Origin of the sequence: Streptomyces sp. NPDC056161 (genome assembly GCF_042268025.1) — a bacterium.
Classification (GTDB): domain Bacteria; phylum Actinomycetota; class Actinomycetes; order Streptomycetales; family Streptomycetaceae; genus Streptomyces.
This window is the reverse complement of the sequence record NZ_JBHJUV010000105.1, coordinates 1-14,112: the sequence shown is the minus strand read 5'-3', so window position 1 is coordinate 14,112 and position 14,112 is coordinate 1. Positions and strand designations below refer to the sequence as shown.

Genomic DNA, 14,112 nt, shown 5'->3' with positions numbered 1-14,112 from the left:
TGAGCCAGACCCGCACGGGCCGCCGACGGAACGAGAGTGCTCGGTGTTCCTCTGGGGCCCCGCCGTCTTGGGGCACTCTGAGGGTGGTGTAGCCGACGGGGCGCTTCTCCGGCTTGGCCGCGTAAGGGTTGAGGGGCCCGTCCACATCGAGGAACAGTAGTGGTCGGCTCACGGACTCCCCCTGGCATGCTCATCATCGGCTGCGGCGGTGGAAGCGTAGCGGCGGTGATGGCCTCGGCGCACCCGGTCCGACGTGATGATCACGGCGTGGTGACTTCCTCCAGCAGACCGCCGACGCCATCGAGGAGGAGTCGAACGCTGTCCGGCTCGACATCGGCCCGCACAGCGAGTACGGGCCCGGCCGGGAGGATGAGGCGCTGAAGAAGTTCACCCAGCGCGTCGAAGAGCACCGCAACGAACAGGGGCGCCGTCAACAGCTACTGGACCAGCCTGCCGACCAGGCGGCCCCGTCCAGTCAGCCGCACCGCCGCGAACCCGGCCAGAGCGAACAGCACGTCGTAAATCATTTACGGAACAGCCCTCAGCCAATGGCCCTGTCCCGTAATCGGCTCCCTCCCCACCGCCCGGCGCGCGCGGCTGGTGGTGGGGACCGGGGCCGCCGGCGGCGTGGAGTCGTCCAGATCGAGGGAGGCGATCGTGTCCGCACCGGGCAGCAGCGGGGTGTGCGCGGCCAGACCGGCCGGAACCGGCGGTTGACGGCGTGCAGTTGACTGATTCGTCCGTGTGTGAAGGACTGCGGGAAGCTGCCCAGCGCGGACGGTGCCCCTGCCCTGGAGAACAGGCGCATCGTCGCTCCGTGCCGCAGACGGTCCACGTCATCGATCTGTCGGCACCCGGCCCGCTGACATCCCGGCGATGACGGCCATCCCCTCGGCCGCGGGGAAGGAGCCGGTGCCGTTCTTCGAAGCCGGCAACCGCACCCTCTCCGGAACCAGGCCGGGAGGCCCGCACAGCTCGGCCAGGTGTACCAGCGGAGCCGGCCCGCCGTACGCGATCAGATTCGGATCATCGAACCGTGCGGAAACCCTCGCCGCGGCGCGGGAGGATTGGATCTCGGAAGTGCCCTCGTGGTCGTGCGTGTCGGAAGCCTGAAGAACTCCCATCATCGCAGTTCACAGGGCACTTCCTCGTTCCCGGAAACGGCACCGCCGCGCATCAACAGGTGGATCCGGGCCGGATTTCTACCGTCATCATTGCAATCAGACAGGTGATTGTGGATAAATTCCAAGCAACGACAACGCCTGAGTGCTGTCCAGATCGGGCGGAGCCATCATGCCGGATATGCTGCAGATCTGGCGACCGCCCAGTGAACCGATTCTGAACAACGGATGATGCTTCCTTGCGTCGTTGATTCTGTCGAGAACCGTCTCCGGCAAACCAGTGATCCCCTTGTCGTTCGGTACAGGTGTGCGAACGTCTGCGCCTTCCTCCTCGCGCCGGCGAGCAGGTTTGTAGAGAAACTTCTTGGACAGCATCAAGTGAGTGGCCGACAGCATCGCCGAAGCCCGGAGCCATAGATAGCAGCCAGCGATCTCCGGGAACTTGGAAAGCAGATCGGCGACCTCGCCATCGCTCATCGCATCCAGATCCGACTTCTTGATGCCAGCCCTATCGAGAAGAACATAGGGCAGCGGAGAATAATGCATCACCTTGTCCAGCTGCTCTCGCTCGCTGGAGAGCAAGCCAGGGTAGATCTTCCTGATCTGGGCTTGATGCTTCGACGGCTGGGTGCCACTCATCAAGTCGCGGATGATGAACTCGATATCCTGGGTACCGCTCGGAGGTATGTCGTCGACCTCCCAGTGAACGGCGAACTGTCGGAAGACATCCATGAAGCGGCTGGCAGACATGGCGCCACGCTCGTCTCCATGTTGGAAGTCGAGCATCAACCTGCGAGCTGCCATCAACATGTGGTTGGCCTGATTGAAGCGGTCCCGGATCTCGTCCGGCTCCATACCGGAACACCCTTGCTCCCAGATAGCCCAAAGCGCTCTGTTGGCTGCCATCTCCAGGGTCTCGCAGCGATCGAACAACTCAATGCACAGGACTTCGCCTATGTCGCCCGTGTAGGTTCGGGTGATGCCATCCTCATATACGCTAGGGATTCGCGCGACACACTCACCGCTCCAGTACGCCCTCATATCCGGCGAGTTCCACTTAATCAGCGAGGCGTAGGCGTCTCGACCCGGATGTCCAGTACCTGAGGCTGTAGCCAGTTGGGCGAAGTACACCAAGAACGGTACCCGCTGATATCCGACTTCCAGTTGATCCAGGCCCATCGAAGGATGGGTTTTCGCCCTGCCGAGATCACGTCGCTGGAAGTGCATCGCCGCCGAGGTGCCCCACATGCCGAGCTCTACAAGCAATTTGCAGGCCTCGTCGTGCGAGACCATATCGGTCTGCGGCAGGGTGAAAAGCAGTCTGTTCATCTCCCTGACCATGGTCTCTGGCTCGACCTCGCCGGCCAGTACCAGGTTGTTGAACCGAGGGAGCTCAGCAAGGGTCCAGTTGCTTACAGGAGTTTCTGTTCTCCCTATGCATTCCATATTTCATCGACCTCAATATCGGCGTTGGCATGTTGTTGGGTGCGGGCTTCTGACGGCGTGTCGGGGCGGCGGCGCCGGTTCGGGACCTGTGCTCAGGCTGTGCCGGACTTGCGGGCGGCGCCGGGGACCTGCTCCCAGCCGGCGAAGCGGACGGTCTTCCCCGCTCGGTACTCGTGGGCTGTCATCAGCTGGAAGCGGGGTCGGAGGTGAACCGCCCCGGGTTCGGCAGAGATCTCAGATTTCGGTTTTGACCTGGGGTTTTGTGGACTCCATGGAGTGACTGGCTTCGTACTCGACGGGGGGAACGTAGCCCATCTCACCGTGGAACCGCGATAGTTGTACCAGCCGCCCCGCCCAGTGGTGGCCACCTCGACCTGGGAGAGCGACTTCCATCGACCGCCGGGGTTCGATCACTCGGTTTTGCACAGGCCGATCCTCGACTCCATGAGAACGTTGTCCAAGACGTCGCCGACCGAGCCGATGGAGGCGGCAACGTCGGCTGTGCCCAGATGCCCGGCAAGCTTGAAACCCGTGTATTGACTCCCGGCGTCCGAGTGATGAATCAACTCTCCTAGCTGGATGGAATGTTGATCGCGGTCACGTTGCCAGCCGGCCACCATGATGTTCCTTCGGGCATCTTCGCGAGTGGGGGAAGGACGGGCCAGGCCGGGTCCAGCCGTGACCAGGTTCGAGGTCATTCCAACGGTGCGGCGTGGTTTCCACCCCAAATCATCTGCTGCACACCAGATTTACCCGGCTCACGAGCGTTGCGAAGACGCGCAACGCGGAGATGCAGCTGGTGCGCGCCCCTTCCAGCAGGTGATCAACAGGGCGTAATCTCCTTCTCGCGTACAGATCTTCATGTCGGGGTCAGGGGGAGGCCGGATGCAGCACCGTTCCACACCGGCCGCCAGAACTCTGGGCGCGGCGGCTCTGCTGTCGGCAGCCATCGCATGGGGCACGGCCTCGATCCAGCAGCATGCCCACGGCCCGCGCCTGGACGTTCTCGTGCCGCTGGCCCTGGCGGCGGTGTTCGTCGCGGGTTGGCTGCTGGTGTCTCGTTCGGCCCCCGCTGTGCAGCCGCTGCCGGCGACCGCTCCTCCTCGGGAGACGATCCCCGGCAAGCTGGGAGCAGTGCGCCGTGACTGGGGGCTCGTCACCACGGCCTACCTCACCGTCTGGGCACCCTTCGTGACGGCCAACAGTGCCTTCTACAGCGGCCGGGGTTCAGCGGCCGGTGCCGCGTACTGCTTGCTCACCTTCGTTCTGGCCGTCGTGCTCTCCCTGTGCAATCTCTCAATGCTCCAGGGCTACCTCGATCGCGCGCAGCGCGTGCTCAGGGAGGACGCCGCCGCAGGCACCACGCACGCGGTCCGCGTCCGGTTCGGTACCCCGGTGCGGGAGACGTACCGCTACCCCACAGGGAAGGGTGGTGGCCGGATCGGCGTCAAAAACTCCTACTACATCGAGTTGGTGTCCGAGGTCGGCACCGGCGTACAGCAGATCGTCCGGCTCCGGACCACGCACGTCGGCCACAGCATCACCGTCAGCGAGAAGCACCTCACTCATGCCGCCTCCCAACTCGTAGGTCACAGCGGCTGGCTGTGCTGGCCGACGCGGTGGCGGGACATCGAGGGCACCAGCAAGGAGCGCAGCGTCTCCGCCGCCTTCGTCTCCGACTCCGGCCATGTGGTCTGGGGCGTGACGCCGGAAGAGGACCACGCACACTACCTGCGTGCCGGTGCCGCGGCGGTGCATGAGACCGACACCGCGCTCGCCGCCGTACCGCTTCCCCGGCCTTCCCGGTACTTCCGAGGGGTGCACGCCTCACACTTGCGCGTCGCGGCGGTCGGCGCCCTCCTGGCCGTCCCGTTCCTGCTGGATGTCGTCCCGTACTGGGCCGGCCTGCTGTTGGGTGTGTTCTCCGGGGCCTTGGGTCTTTTCGCCGGAATGACGATGGACAGCGTGGGCGTAGACCAGGAGCCGTGGACCCGCCGCGAGACGTCGCATCCGGCGCTGCGGTACTCAGGTTGAACTCGTGGAGTCCGGTGGCCCGTGACGGTTCTTGATCGTTGCGGTACGACGTCGTCATGCGGTACGTGCATGGGGGCGGGCTGACGCCCAAGGAGCAGAGAAAGCTGGAGCGGGTGCGTCTTGAGGCGGCAGAGTGGTTCGCCCGGGGTGAGAAGACCGGGGCCGTCGCGAGGGGGGCTTCGGGTGACGTCGGGTTCGGTGTGGCGTTGGCGGGCGGGAGTGGGAGGAGGGCGGTACGGACGCCCTGCGGTCAAAGAGGTCTGCCTCGGCAAAACGGCTGAGTCCCGGGCAATAGGAGCAGCTGGAGCGGGAGTTGGAGCGGGGGGACGGGTCAATATCGCCAGCGTGGTCTTCTACCGGACCGTACACCGCTCCCGGTGTTGTGTAGAGGTGCAGCCGTCACCGTACAAGGCGTACCGGTAAGCGCTGGCCGGCCCACAAGGTGATGGGGAGCCCCCGTGCCCGTCGCGTTTCCGCATCAGGTGCTGCCTGTGTCGCAAGAACATCCCGCTCGCCGGGGATGGCCGGACGTCGTCGCCTATGATGGCGAGTGGCAGCACCACTACCCGGACATGCTCGGCACCCTCGCCTGTGAGCGAGACTGGTATCCCCTCTTCCCCAGCCCCGTCGTCGCCGAGTCCCTCCTGGACCGGCTCATCAACACCAGCTACCAGGCGATCATGAACGGGCCCGGCTACCGCCCGAACAAGCGGCCCAGGAACTCCGCCGACAAGACCAAGTTCGGCCCCTTCGGGCCAGTCCCCACGGCCCTCTCTGCAGGTCAAGTGGCTCGCGCTGCGGAATTGCTCGGGCAGATCGACTTTCCGGCCCTCCTGGCCGCTCTGCTGACAGACGAAGCAGAGTCCGCCTCCTTGATCGGCAACGGCGCAGACAAGATCGTCGGTGGCCCGAAGAAGTGCGTGCGGGGGGGCCGCAAGCGTGCGGTGGACCTGGAACCCTGGCCTTCGGCTGCGGTGTCGTGGTCGGTGCCGACGTTGACCCAGCCCGTGTCCGCGCGCGAGGATCCGTAGGTGGAACGCCTCTTCGGTCGCGGCTGTGATCCGTTCCGGCGGATGTCGGACCGGCGGGGTTACCGAACGCCGGCGCCGCCTGGGTCGGTGCGGGCGGCCATGAACGACACGATGCCGGAGAGCAGTTGCCCCTCGGCGGTGCCTTCGCCGTGCCACAACCAGGTCTTGAGAGCCGACGTCATACGCAGGGCCGAATTGACAATGGGATGTGCGGAGGAGCCAGGCACTCGGCGCCGTACCGTCCGGCTCAACTCCCGTCGCTGTCGGGGTGGTCGCGGTCCTTGACTGCCCGCTCGATCTTGTATGCGACGTTGATGAACGTCTCGATCTCCGCCGCCGTCAGGTCGCGCACCGAGTCCTGCTCAAGGGTCTGCCACATGGCGGCGATGGGTTTCTTCATGGTGCGGCCCTTGTCAGTGAGGTGGACGACCATCACCCGCCGGTCGTGCTCTGCCGGCTCCCGGGTGACAAGGCCCGCCTCCTGCATGCGGCGCAGCGACTTGGAGACGGTGGAGTGGTCCAGGCCGACGCTTTCGAGGAGTTCCGACTGGGTCTGGCCGTCCCTGTCGAACAGCTGCATCAGCAGCAGCTCCTGTCCCGGGTGGAGCTGCATCTGCCGGAGCATGGCGGCGGCCCTGCCACGGTGGGCGCGGGCGAGTTGGAAGACCGCGAAGCTCAGCCGCCCCTCGCTGACCGTGCCGGGGGACGTCGGGACGGGAGATGCGGTGTCGGTCATCGCTCCTCCTCAGGCCGCAAGGGCGGGGTAGTCGGTGTATCCGGCTGCGCCACCGCCGTAGAAGGTGGCCGGGTCGGGTGTGTTCAGCGGTGCTTCGGAGCGTACCCGCTCGACCAGGTCGGGGTTGGCCAGGGCCATGGCGCCGACGGTGACGACGTCGGCGCGCCCGTCGGCGATGTCCGCCGCGCGCGTGGGCAGATCGGCACCGGCCCGGTTGAGGAGCAGGGTGGTCGGCCACAGCCCGCGCAGCGTGTCCAGCAGCTCTTCGTCGCCGGCGTGGACGACGTGCAGGTAGGCGAGGTTCAGAGGGGCGAGGGCGCGGACGAGGGCCGGGTACAGCTCGCGGGTGTCGTCCTCGGAGATGTCGTTGTACGGGTTGGCGGGGGAGATCCGGAAGCCGGTGCGGCCGGCGCCGATCTCGTCGGCCACAGCGCTGGCCACCTCCACTGCGAAGCGGATGCGGTTCTCCAGGGAGCCGCCGTAGCGGTCGGTGCGCCGATTGGCGTTGCCGGCCAGGAACTGGTGCACGAGGTAGCCGTTGGCGCCGTGGATCTCGACGCCGTCGGCGCCGGCGGCCATGGCGTTCGCGGCGGCGCGCCGGAAGTCCTCGACCGTCGCGGCCACCTCGCCGGTGGACAGTTCCCGCGGCTCCGGCATTTCCAGCGGCCCGGTGGCGGTGAACATGGCGCCGGCCGGCCGGATCGCGGACGGTGCCACCGGCTGCCGCCCGTGCGGGGTGTTGTCGGGGTGGGCGATGCGTCCGGTGTGCATGAGCTGGATGACGATCCGTCCGTCGGCTGCGTGCACGGCGTCGGTGACCTTGCGCCAGCCGGCGATCTGCTCTTCGGAGTGGAGGCCGGGGGTCAGCAGGTAGCCCTGGCCGTCGGCGGAGGGCTGGGTGCCCTCGGTGATGATGAGAGCGTGCGAGGCACGTTGGGCGTAGTACTCGGCGTTCAGCTCGGTCGGTACACCTTCCGGGGTGGACCGGTCCCGCGTCATGGGGGCCATCGCCAGCCGGTGCGGCAGGGCCAGTTCCCCGGCGACGGTCGGACTCCACAGAGCATTCAGCATGGTGTTCCTTCGGTACGAGGTGATGGACGGGCAGGAAGAATACGGCGAGTGAAGGATTCAGCCGATGGTGAGGACGAGCTTGCCGCGGACATGACCGCCGTCGCTGATCTGCTGGGCGGCGGCGGCCTCGGCGAGCGGGTAGGCGGCGGCGACCGTGGTGACCAAGTCGCCTGCCGCGGCGGACTTGGCCAGGTCGGCCAGGCGGCCGGCCGAGCGGTCCTGGGGGCCGTCGGCGAAGGCGACACCCAGCTGGTGCGCGCGAAAGTCGGCGATGGTGACGATCCGGTCCGTGCCGCCGCGCAGGGCGACGGAGTCTTCCAGAGCCCCCTGGCCGGCGACGTCGAACACGGCGTCCACGCCTTTGGGCGCGAGGGACCGGACTCGCTCGGCCAGACCCTCGCCGTAGAGCGTGCCGGTGGCGCCGAGCGAGGACACGTACTCCTGGTTGCCGGGTCCGGCTGTGCCGATGACGCGCGCGCCGCGGGCCGCGGCGAGTTGCACGGCCAGCGTGCCGACCGCTCCGGCGGCGCCGTGGATCAGGACGGTCTCTCCGGCCGTGACGCCGAGCATGTTCAGGACACGTTCGGCAGTCTCGCCCGCCACCGGAAGCGCGACCGCCTCCGCCCAGCCGAGGCCGTCGGGCTTGGGCGCGACGGTGGTGGCCAGCGCGTACTGCGCGTAGGAACCGGTGTCCGACCAGCCCAGCACCTCGTCGCCCAGCCGCACCCCCTCGACTCCCTCCCCCAGCGCGTCGACCACGCCGGCGACCTCCAGGCCGGGGACGGCGGGCAAGGGGGTCGGGAACACCGTCTCCAGCGCTCCGGAGCGGATCTTTCCGTCCAGGGCGTTGACACCGGCCGCCCTGACCTGGACGCGGACCTGACCCGGGCCGGGCTGCGGGATGTCGACGTCTGCCTCGTGCAGAACCTCGGTTCCGCCGAAACGGTCGAAGACGATGGCCTTCATGACAACTCCTTGATCGGGTGAGTAATGCACGAACAGCAGTTAGGTGGCTGGCCACCTGAAATGAAGGTACCACCGATTGTGTGGCCAGCCAAGTAATTGCCCGGTGGTGCCGCTTCGCGACGGGGTCCGTGCCGACTCGGCGGCTTTCGCGGCCCTGGCCAGGGCCGGCGCGGCCAAGGCCAGCGCCCTCAGCCTGACGTCGTCGAAGACCGCGGAGCGGGCCCAGCCCATCGCGTCGACCTGGTGGTCGACCAACACGACGGGGCCGCTCTCGGGGGTGAAGTGCGTGACGGACACGACGGGTCTCCTTGCGGTGTACGGGAAGGTGGGGGAAGTGGCGGCGACGGGCCGCCGCCGCGCCCGGTGGGGTCAGCGCGGCCGGTGCCAGGGGGCAGAGAAGGCTTTTGTCCGTCGTCGGGGCAGTCAGCTGTGCTGATAGAGGGCTTCGCGGACCGCGGGTACGACCGTCGTCGGCGAAGGCGCGGATCTGCCGTTCGTGGTCCCGTTCGGGCCAGATGACGAAGCCGTTCATGCCGACGGTGCGCACGAGTTCGACCAGGCGGTCGGCCCACTGGGCGGTGGGTCCGCGGAACGGGCCGTCCGAGCCGGGCTGGATCAGGCCGGCGATGTCGTAGACCTTGCGGATCGCCGCCGGATCGCGTCCCGCCGCGGTGGCGTCGTCGTCGTCGATACGCTGGACCGCCGTAGGCAGCGCGTCCAGCCCGAGGTAGGCGTGTGGGGGGAGCCGGCCGTCGGCCCGGGCCCCGGTCAGGGCGAGTGTTCGGGGCCCGTACGAACCAAGCCAGATCCCCAGACCGGGGCCGGCCGCCGGGCCGGGATGCACTCCCGCCAGGGAGTAGTGCGCGCCGTGGGTGCGCACGCTGCGTTCGCCGCTCCACATCGCGCGGATGACGGTGATCGCCTCGTCGAGGACACCGCTGCCCTCGGCTCGCAGCGCGGCCCGCCCATGGCCGCATTGGCCTCCCAGAAGGCTCCGGCGCCCAGGCCGAGTTGCACCCAGGAGCAGGACAGCCGGTCCAGGATCGCGGCGGCCTTGGCCGGCACGGAGGGCGGGCGCAGCGGCAGTGAGGTGACCGTGGAGACCACAGTGACGTGCCGGGACCGTGCTGCCAGGAAGCCGAGCAGTGTCCAAGTGTCGTCGAAGGCTGCCTGGTAGGGGTGGTCCTGGATGGTGATCAGGACCAGGCTGAGGCCGTCGATGAGCAGTGCCTGCTCACCGGAGCGGCCGACGGGCAGCACGAGTGGGTCGACATCCGCGCCGAGGACAGGCAGGGGCATGGCGGTCCCCTGAGCGGCCGGTGCCTGCGCGCCCACCGGTCGCGGTGGTCGGGGCTGGGATGCTGGTATCGGTGGCGGGCAGGCGGGCAGGCGGGCCGCCGAGGACGCGGACTCGGTGCGCCGCCGTTCTCCCGCCCGGCGCGGCCCGGACAGCGGCCGGTCAGCGCGGAGGGCCGACGATGACGCCGCCGTACAGTTCCGATGCCTCTGCCGGCTGGGACTTGGGGATCTCGAATCCCTCGGGTCGTGGTGTGGGCAGGTCCCGCCCGGCATGGCGGAACATGCCCTCGATGCCGCCCGGGGTGGCGATCATGAGGAGGTCGGCGCGGTAGGAGTGCGGGATGTTGCGTGGCAGGTAGACGATGCCTCCTTCACGCAGTTCGTGCTCCTCCTCCCCGGCCCGCACCCAAGCGGTGCCCTTGATGAGCATGAACACCTCGTCCTCGCGCGTGTGCACATGGAACAGCGGGGCGTCGCCCTTGGCCACGTCGAAGCGGCCCACGGCGAGCCGTCCCCCGGTGGCGCCCTTGTCGAGCAGTACGGAGAACATTCCTCCGGCGATCCACTCGTCGAGCTTCCGCTGCTGCTCAGGCTGTACCAGATAGGTCATGGTCATGAGAGTTCCGTCATCTCGGTGCAGTGATGGCGACGGGTGGGGTGACTGGATATGGGCCGCGGCGTCACACGCCGAGGGTGCGGCGCACTCAGGCAGAGCGGGCCTTGAGGGCCGCTATGGACAGGGCCGCGGTGGGAGCAGCGCCGTCGAAGATGTGGAAGCCGCCGGCCCAGACGTGGAGTTCCGCCTGCACGCCGAAGGCCCAGAGACGGGAGGCGCAGGCGACATCCTCGTCTCGGAAGACCTCGGCCGAGCCGACGTCGATGAAGGCAGGAGGCAGACCGGGCAGGTCGGCGGCCTGGGCAGAGGAGGCGTACACGGAGACGGCGTCGGACTTGCGCCGCTCGCCGAGCAGGGCATTCCAGCCGGTGTCGTTGCTGTCACGGCTCCACGAACCGGTGCCCGAATACTGGCGGCTGGAAACGGTGTCGTCGCGGTCGTCCAGCATCGGGCTCATCAGTAGCTGCGCCATGGCCTTCGGGCCCTGGCGGTCGCGGGCCAGCAGAGTGACGGCGGCCATGACAAGCTCCCCATAGGCGGCCATTTACCGCCCCACTGACGGCCACGGGATTCCCCACGTACGGCCAGATATCTCCCCGCTCGCATTGGACGCATCCCGCTCGGCGAGGCTCGGGCGGGTGAAGAACAGCAGGGAGATCATGGAGATCCTTGAGGCGTACGACCTCACGGGCAGTTATCGCGCCGCGGCCGAACTGACCGGCGTCGACCACCACACGGTGGCCCGCTATGTGAAGATGCGGGCCGCCGGCCAGCACCCCGACCAGCGCCGTCACCGGGCCCGCGCGATCGACGACTATCTGCCGAAGATCGAGGAGCTGGTGGTCCGTTCGCACGGCAAGATCCGCGCGGACGTGGTGCACAAGAGGATCGTCGCGATGGGCTTCACCGGCGGGGAACGCACCACCCGCCGCACTGTTGCCGAGGCGAAAGCCCAGTTCAGGGCCGGTCGACGGCGGGTCTATCGGCCGTGGGTGACCGAGCCGGGGCTGTGGATCCAATACGACTTCGGCGACGGACCGACCATCCAGGGCCGCAAAACCATCCTGTGGTGCGCCTGGCTGGCCTGGTCCCGGTTCCGGATCGTGATCCCGATCTGGGACAAGACACTGCCGACGGTCACCTCATGCCTGGACGCGACGTTCCGCCGGATCGGCGGAGTGCCGGCCTACGTCCTGACGGACAACGAGAAGACGGTCACCACCGATCACGTCGCCGGGATCGCGGTCCGCAACCCGGAGTTCGTCGAGGTCGCCCGGCACTACGGCACGACCATACGCACGTGTCTGCCCGCGGACCCGGAGACGAAGGGCGGTTCCGAGGCGACGGTCCGGATCGCGAAGGCCGACCTGGTGCCGAAGGACGTCAACCTGCGCGAGCACTACAAGACCTTCGGCGAGCTGGAGGCGGCCTGCCGGACATTCTGCGACGAGGTCAACTCCCGCACCCACCGGGCGACTCGGCGCAAGCCCATCGAGCGGCTCGCCGAGGAACGACAGCGGCTGCACCCGCTGCCCAGACGGCCGTTCACCGCCGCGTTCGGCACCACCCGCCGGGTGAACTGGGAGTCCACGATCTCCGTCGAAGGGGTCCGCTACTCCGTCCCGCACGAACTGATCGACAACCGGGTCTGGGCCCGGTTCCACGGCGACGAACTGATCGTCACCGCGGTCGGCGAGGACGGCTCGGCCCGCGAGGCTGCACGCCACCGCCGCGGCCAGCCCGGCACCCCGGTCCTGGACGACACCCACTACCCGCCGCGGGAGAACAAGGACAACGACCGCACCCCGAAAGCCACTTCGGCAGAAGAGGCTGCCTTCCTCCAGCTCGGTCCCGGGGCAGCGTCCTGGCTGGTCGAAGCAGGGGCGGCCGGGGTCCGCCGCATCAAGGCGAAGATGGCCGAGGCCGTCGCCCTGTCCAAGCTCTACTCGGTGGCCGAGGTCGACCGGGCCCTGGGCACCGCCGCGGTCACCGCACGCTTCGCGGACAAGGACCTGCTGTCCATCGTCGACTACCAGGCAACCCGCGAACACACCGAACCCGTCCGCCGCAGCGAGGAACACTCCCTCCAGCCCGGCACCTCCGCCTGGTCCTCCTTCGGCCTGCCCACCCAGCCCGCCTCCGACGTCTCCGAGCACGACGAAAGCGACCTCGCCTGATGGCCACACTTCGCACCGTTCCCGGCACCAACGGCGACCCCCTTGCCGAGGCCATCGAGCTGACCCGGCGGCTCAAACTCCCTCATCTGCGGCGGGTGTTGGCCGACCTGATTCCCACTGCCAAGGCACAACGCTGGGACCCTGCCGAGGTCGTCCGCGTCCTGCTGGCCGAGGAAGCCGCCGGCCGGGACCGGGCCAACCTCCACACACGCCGCAAGCGGGCCGGTTCCCCACCGGCAAGACCTTCGGCGACTGGGACGAGACCAAGTCCGCCATCCCGCGACCCACCCAGGACGCCCTCAAGTCCCTGGAATGGATTGGGCGTCGGGAGAACTTCTGCATCTGCGGGCCCTCGGGCACGGGCAAGAGCCACTTCACCGAGGCCCTCGGCCAGACCGCGGTCGAGGCCGGGCTGACCGTCTCCTGGTTCACCATCGAGGACCTCGGAGTCCTGGTCCGCCGGCACCGCGCGGACGACTCGATCGCCCGGGCCCTCGCGAAGATCATCCGCTCGGATCTGATCATCGTCGACGACATCGGTCTGCTGCCGGTCTCGCCAGACGCCGCCGAGGGCTTCTACCGCCTGGTCGATGCCGCCTACGAACGACGCTCGGTCGCCGTCAGCAGCAACCTCCACCCTTCCGGATTCGACGAGATCATGCCCAAGACCCTGGCCACCGCGACGGTCGACCGGCTCATGCACCACGCTCACATCACCGTCACCCAAGGTGACAGCTACCGACTCACCCAGGCCACCAGCGGACAGGGAGTGAAGCCCTTCAGCTGACCCGAATGACCCGAGGGCGGGGAATTATCTGGCCGCCACCGGGGACATCTCGACGGCCGCCAGCGGGGCGAACTCCTGGCCGCCTACGGGGAGAACGACATGGCCGTTGACACAGCAGAGCCACCCCGGCTGCGAGGCCGCCGCCCGCGGAGGTGCCGGCGATCAGGAGCCGGCCGGGGTCGATCCCGAGTTCGTCGGCGTGGGCTGCATGGGCTGCGGTCCACACGAAGCCGGCGTAGGCGTCCTCCACCGGGGCCGGGTCGGGGTGTTCGGCAGCGAGCCGGTAGTCGAGAGTGACGACGACGGTGGCGTGCTCCTGTGCCCCGTCGAGAATGTTCTCGATGCCGGTGAACCGGTCACCGATGATCATGCCGCCGCCGTGCAGGAAGTAAATGCCGGCCCCGCTTGTGGCCTTACCACGGGGTGTGAACACGGAAGCGGTCAGCTCGCCCTCCGCGCCGGGCACGGTCACGACCCGGTGGTCCAGAGCGCGGGTGCTCAGCACCTCTTCGATCGGGGCGGTGAACGGAACGGCCCGCAAGGACTCGATCAGGTCCGCCGTGACGGTCGCGGGCGGCGGACTGTTGACAAGCAGGGCGCACAGCTCCGCGTCGTAGGGCGGGCGGACGGGCGTGCGGGGCAGGACGGGAACAGACATGACTTAAAAGATCCCGCGGGTAGGGGCGCCGTCGCAAGCGCCGCGATACCGCCGCCCGGACCAGCGGAATCTCTTAGAAGCCGTATCTCAACCGAACACGATCGCTTGATTTTCGCTGGTCAGGCATGGTCTAGCTCGGAATGAGGGAGGCATGCGGCGTCTTGTTTCGG

The 14,112-nt window shown here is 68.0% G+C and carries 14 protein-coding genes and 1 pseudogene; 4 read left to right on the top strand and 11 right to left on the bottom strand.

All coding sequences use genetic code 11. The annotated features are described in order from the left end of the window. Positions 1-260: 260 nt before the first annotated feature. The 3 genes from ACFC09_RS44730 to ACFC09_RS44720 all read right to left on the bottom strand — a co-directional run bounded on the left by ACFC09_RS44730 (position 261) and on the right by ACFC09_RS44720 (position 3,265). On the bottom strand, positions 261-410 hold the full coding sequence (locus ACFC09_RS44730; RefSeq protein ID WP_376538724.1) for a hypothetical protein: 150 nt from the start codon (positions 408-410) through the stop codon (positions 261-263). Positions 411-1,220: 810 nt separating this feature from the next. Next, positions 1,221-2,450 (bottom strand): hypothetical protein, encoded by a 1,230-nt coding sequence (locus ACFC09_RS44725; protein WP_376538722.1) that lies wholly within the window; start codon positions 2,448-2,450, stop codon positions 1,221-1,223. A gap of 527 nt (positions 2,451-2,977) precedes the next feature. Then, complete coding sequence (locus tag ACFC09_RS44720; RefSeq protein WP_376538720.1) at positions 2,978-3,265, bottom strand: hypothetical protein; 288 nt, start codon at positions 3,263-3,265, stop codon at positions 2,978-2,980. A 187-nt stretch (positions 3,266-3,452) separates the two neighbouring features. Between ACFC09_RS44720 and ACFC09_RS44715 the strand changes: the two genes are divergently transcribed. After that, complete coding sequence (locus ACFC09_RS44715) at positions 3,453-4,601, top strand: hypothetical protein (RefSeq protein WP_376538718.1); 1,149 nt, start codon at positions 3,453-3,455, stop codon at positions 4,599-4,601. A gap of 458 nt (positions 4,602-5,059) precedes the next feature. Continuing rightward, entirely contained in the window at positions 5,060-5,632 is a 573-nt protein-coding gene (locus ACFC09_RS44710) for a hypothetical protein (protein WP_376538716.1), read from the top strand. A gap of 59 nt (positions 5,633-5,691) precedes the next feature. Here the strand turns inward: ACFC09_RS44710 and ACFC09_RS44705 are convergent, their stop codons facing one another. The 7 genes from ACFC09_RS44705 to ACFC09_RS44675 all read right to left on the bottom strand — a co-directional run bounded on the left by ACFC09_RS44705 (position 5,692) and on the right by ACFC09_RS44675 (position 10,840). After that, on the bottom strand, positions 5,692-5,814 hold the full coding sequence (locus ACFC09_RS44705; protein WP_376538714.1) for a hypothetical protein: 123 nt from the start codon (positions 5,812-5,814) through the stop codon (positions 5,692-5,694). A 65-nt stretch (positions 5,815-5,879) separates the two neighbouring features. After that, the gene (locus ACFC09_RS44700; protein ID WP_376538712.1) at positions 5,880-6,368 is read right to left on the bottom strand and encodes a MarR family winged helix-turn-helix transcriptional regulator; all 489 of its coding nucleotides are present in this window, start codon (positions 6,366-6,368) and stop codon (positions 5,880-5,882) included. Positions 6,369-6,377: 9 nt separating this feature from the next. Beyond that, positions 6,378-7,439, bottom strand: a complete 1,062-nt coding sequence (locus ACFC09_RS44695; RefSeq protein WP_376538709.1) for an alkene reductase — start codon at positions 7,437-7,439, stop codon at positions 6,378-6,380. 57 nt (positions 7,440-7,496) lie between these two features. Then, positions 7,497-8,405, bottom strand: a complete 909-nt coding sequence (locus tag ACFC09_RS44690; RefSeq protein WP_376538707.1) for an NADP-dependent oxidoreductase — start codon at positions 8,403-8,405, stop codon at positions 7,497-7,499. 768 nt (positions 8,406-9,173) lie between these two features. Continuing rightward, entirely contained in the window at positions 9,174-9,704 is a 531-nt protein-coding gene (locus tag ACFC09_RS44685) for an LLM class flavin-dependent oxidoreductase (protein WP_376538705.1), read from the bottom strand. 160 nt (positions 9,705-9,864) lie between these two features. Next, a complete protein-coding gene (locus ACFC09_RS44680; RefSeq protein ID WP_376538703.1) occupies positions 9,865-10,314 on the bottom strand; it encodes a cupin domain-containing protein in 450 nt (149 codons plus the stop codon). A gap of 94 nt (positions 10,315-10,408) precedes the next feature. Next, complete coding sequence (locus ACFC09_RS44675) at positions 10,409-10,840, bottom strand: alpha/beta hydrolase fold domain-containing protein (protein WP_376538701.1); 432 nt, start codon at positions 10,838-10,840, stop codon at positions 10,409-10,411. A 118-nt stretch (positions 10,841-10,958) separates the two neighbouring features. Between ACFC09_RS44675 and istA the strand changes: the two genes are divergently transcribed. Next, on the top strand, positions 10,959-12,497 hold the full coding sequence (gene istA, locus ACFC09_RS44670; RefSeq protein ID WP_376538699.1) for an IS21 family transposase: 1,539 nt from the start codon (positions 10,959-10,961) through the stop codon (positions 12,495-12,497). After that, positions 12,494-13,284, top strand: a pseudogene (gene istB / locus ACFC09_RS44665) (IS21-like element helper ATPase IstB). Before istA ends, istB begins: the two are co-directional and overlap by 4 nt. On the opposite strand, the gene ACFC09_RS44660 reads toward istB, so the two are convergent. Next, positions 13,277-13,942 carry an alpha/beta hydrolase gene (locus tag ACFC09_RS44660; RefSeq protein WP_376538697.1) on the bottom strand — a complete coding sequence of 222 codons (666 nt, stop codon included), beginning with the start codon at positions 13,940-13,942 and terminating at the stop codon, positions 13,277-13,279. The pseudogene istB and the gene ACFC09_RS44660 overlap by 8 nt on opposite strands. Positions 13,943-14,112 lie beyond the last annotated feature (170 nt).

Coding starts and splice junctions, on each gene's coding strand:
- ACFC09_RS44725 (WP_376538722.1), bottom strand. CDS start 2,450: ATGAACAGACTGCTTTTCACCCTGCCGCAGACCGATATGGTCTCGCAC.
- ACFC09_RS44720 (WP_376538720.1), bottom strand. CDS start 3,265: ATGACCTCGAACCTGGTCACGGCTGGACCCGGCCTGGCCCGTCCTTCC.
- ACFC09_RS44715 (WP_376538718.1), top strand. CDS start 3,453: ATGCAGCACCGTTCCACACCGGCCGCCAGAACTCTGGGCGCGGCGGCT.
- ACFC09_RS44705 (WP_376538714.1), bottom strand. CDS start 5,814: ATGACGTCGGCTCTCAAGACCTGGTTGTGGCACGGCGAAGGCACCGCC.
- ACFC09_RS44700 (WP_376538712.1), bottom strand. CDS start 6,368: ATGACCGACACCGCATCTCCCGTCCCGACGTCCCCCGGCACGGTCAGC.
- ACFC09_RS44695 (WP_376538709.1), bottom strand. CDS start 7,439: ATGCTGAATGCTCTGTGGAGTCCGACCGTCGCCGGGGAACTGGCCCTG.
- ACFC09_RS44690 (WP_376538707.1), bottom strand. CDS start 8,405: ATGAAGGCCATCGTCTTCGACCGTTTCGGCGGAACCGAGGTTCTGCAC.
- ACFC09_RS44685 (WP_376538705.1), bottom strand. CDS start 9,704: ATGCCCCTGCCTGTCCTCGGCGCGGATGTCGACCCACTCGTGCTGCCC.
- ACFC09_RS44680 (WP_376538703.1), bottom strand. CDS start 10,314: ATGACCTATCTGGTACAGCCTGAGCAGCAGCGGAAGCTCGACGAGTGG.
- ACFC09_RS44675 (WP_376538701.1), bottom strand. CDS start 10,840: ATGGCCGCCGTCACTCTGCTGGCCCGCGACCGCCAGGGCCCGAAGGCC.
- ACFC09_RS44660 (WP_376538697.1), bottom strand. CDS start 13,942: ATGTCTGTTCCCGTCCTGCCCCGCACGCCCGTCCGCCCGCCCTACGAC.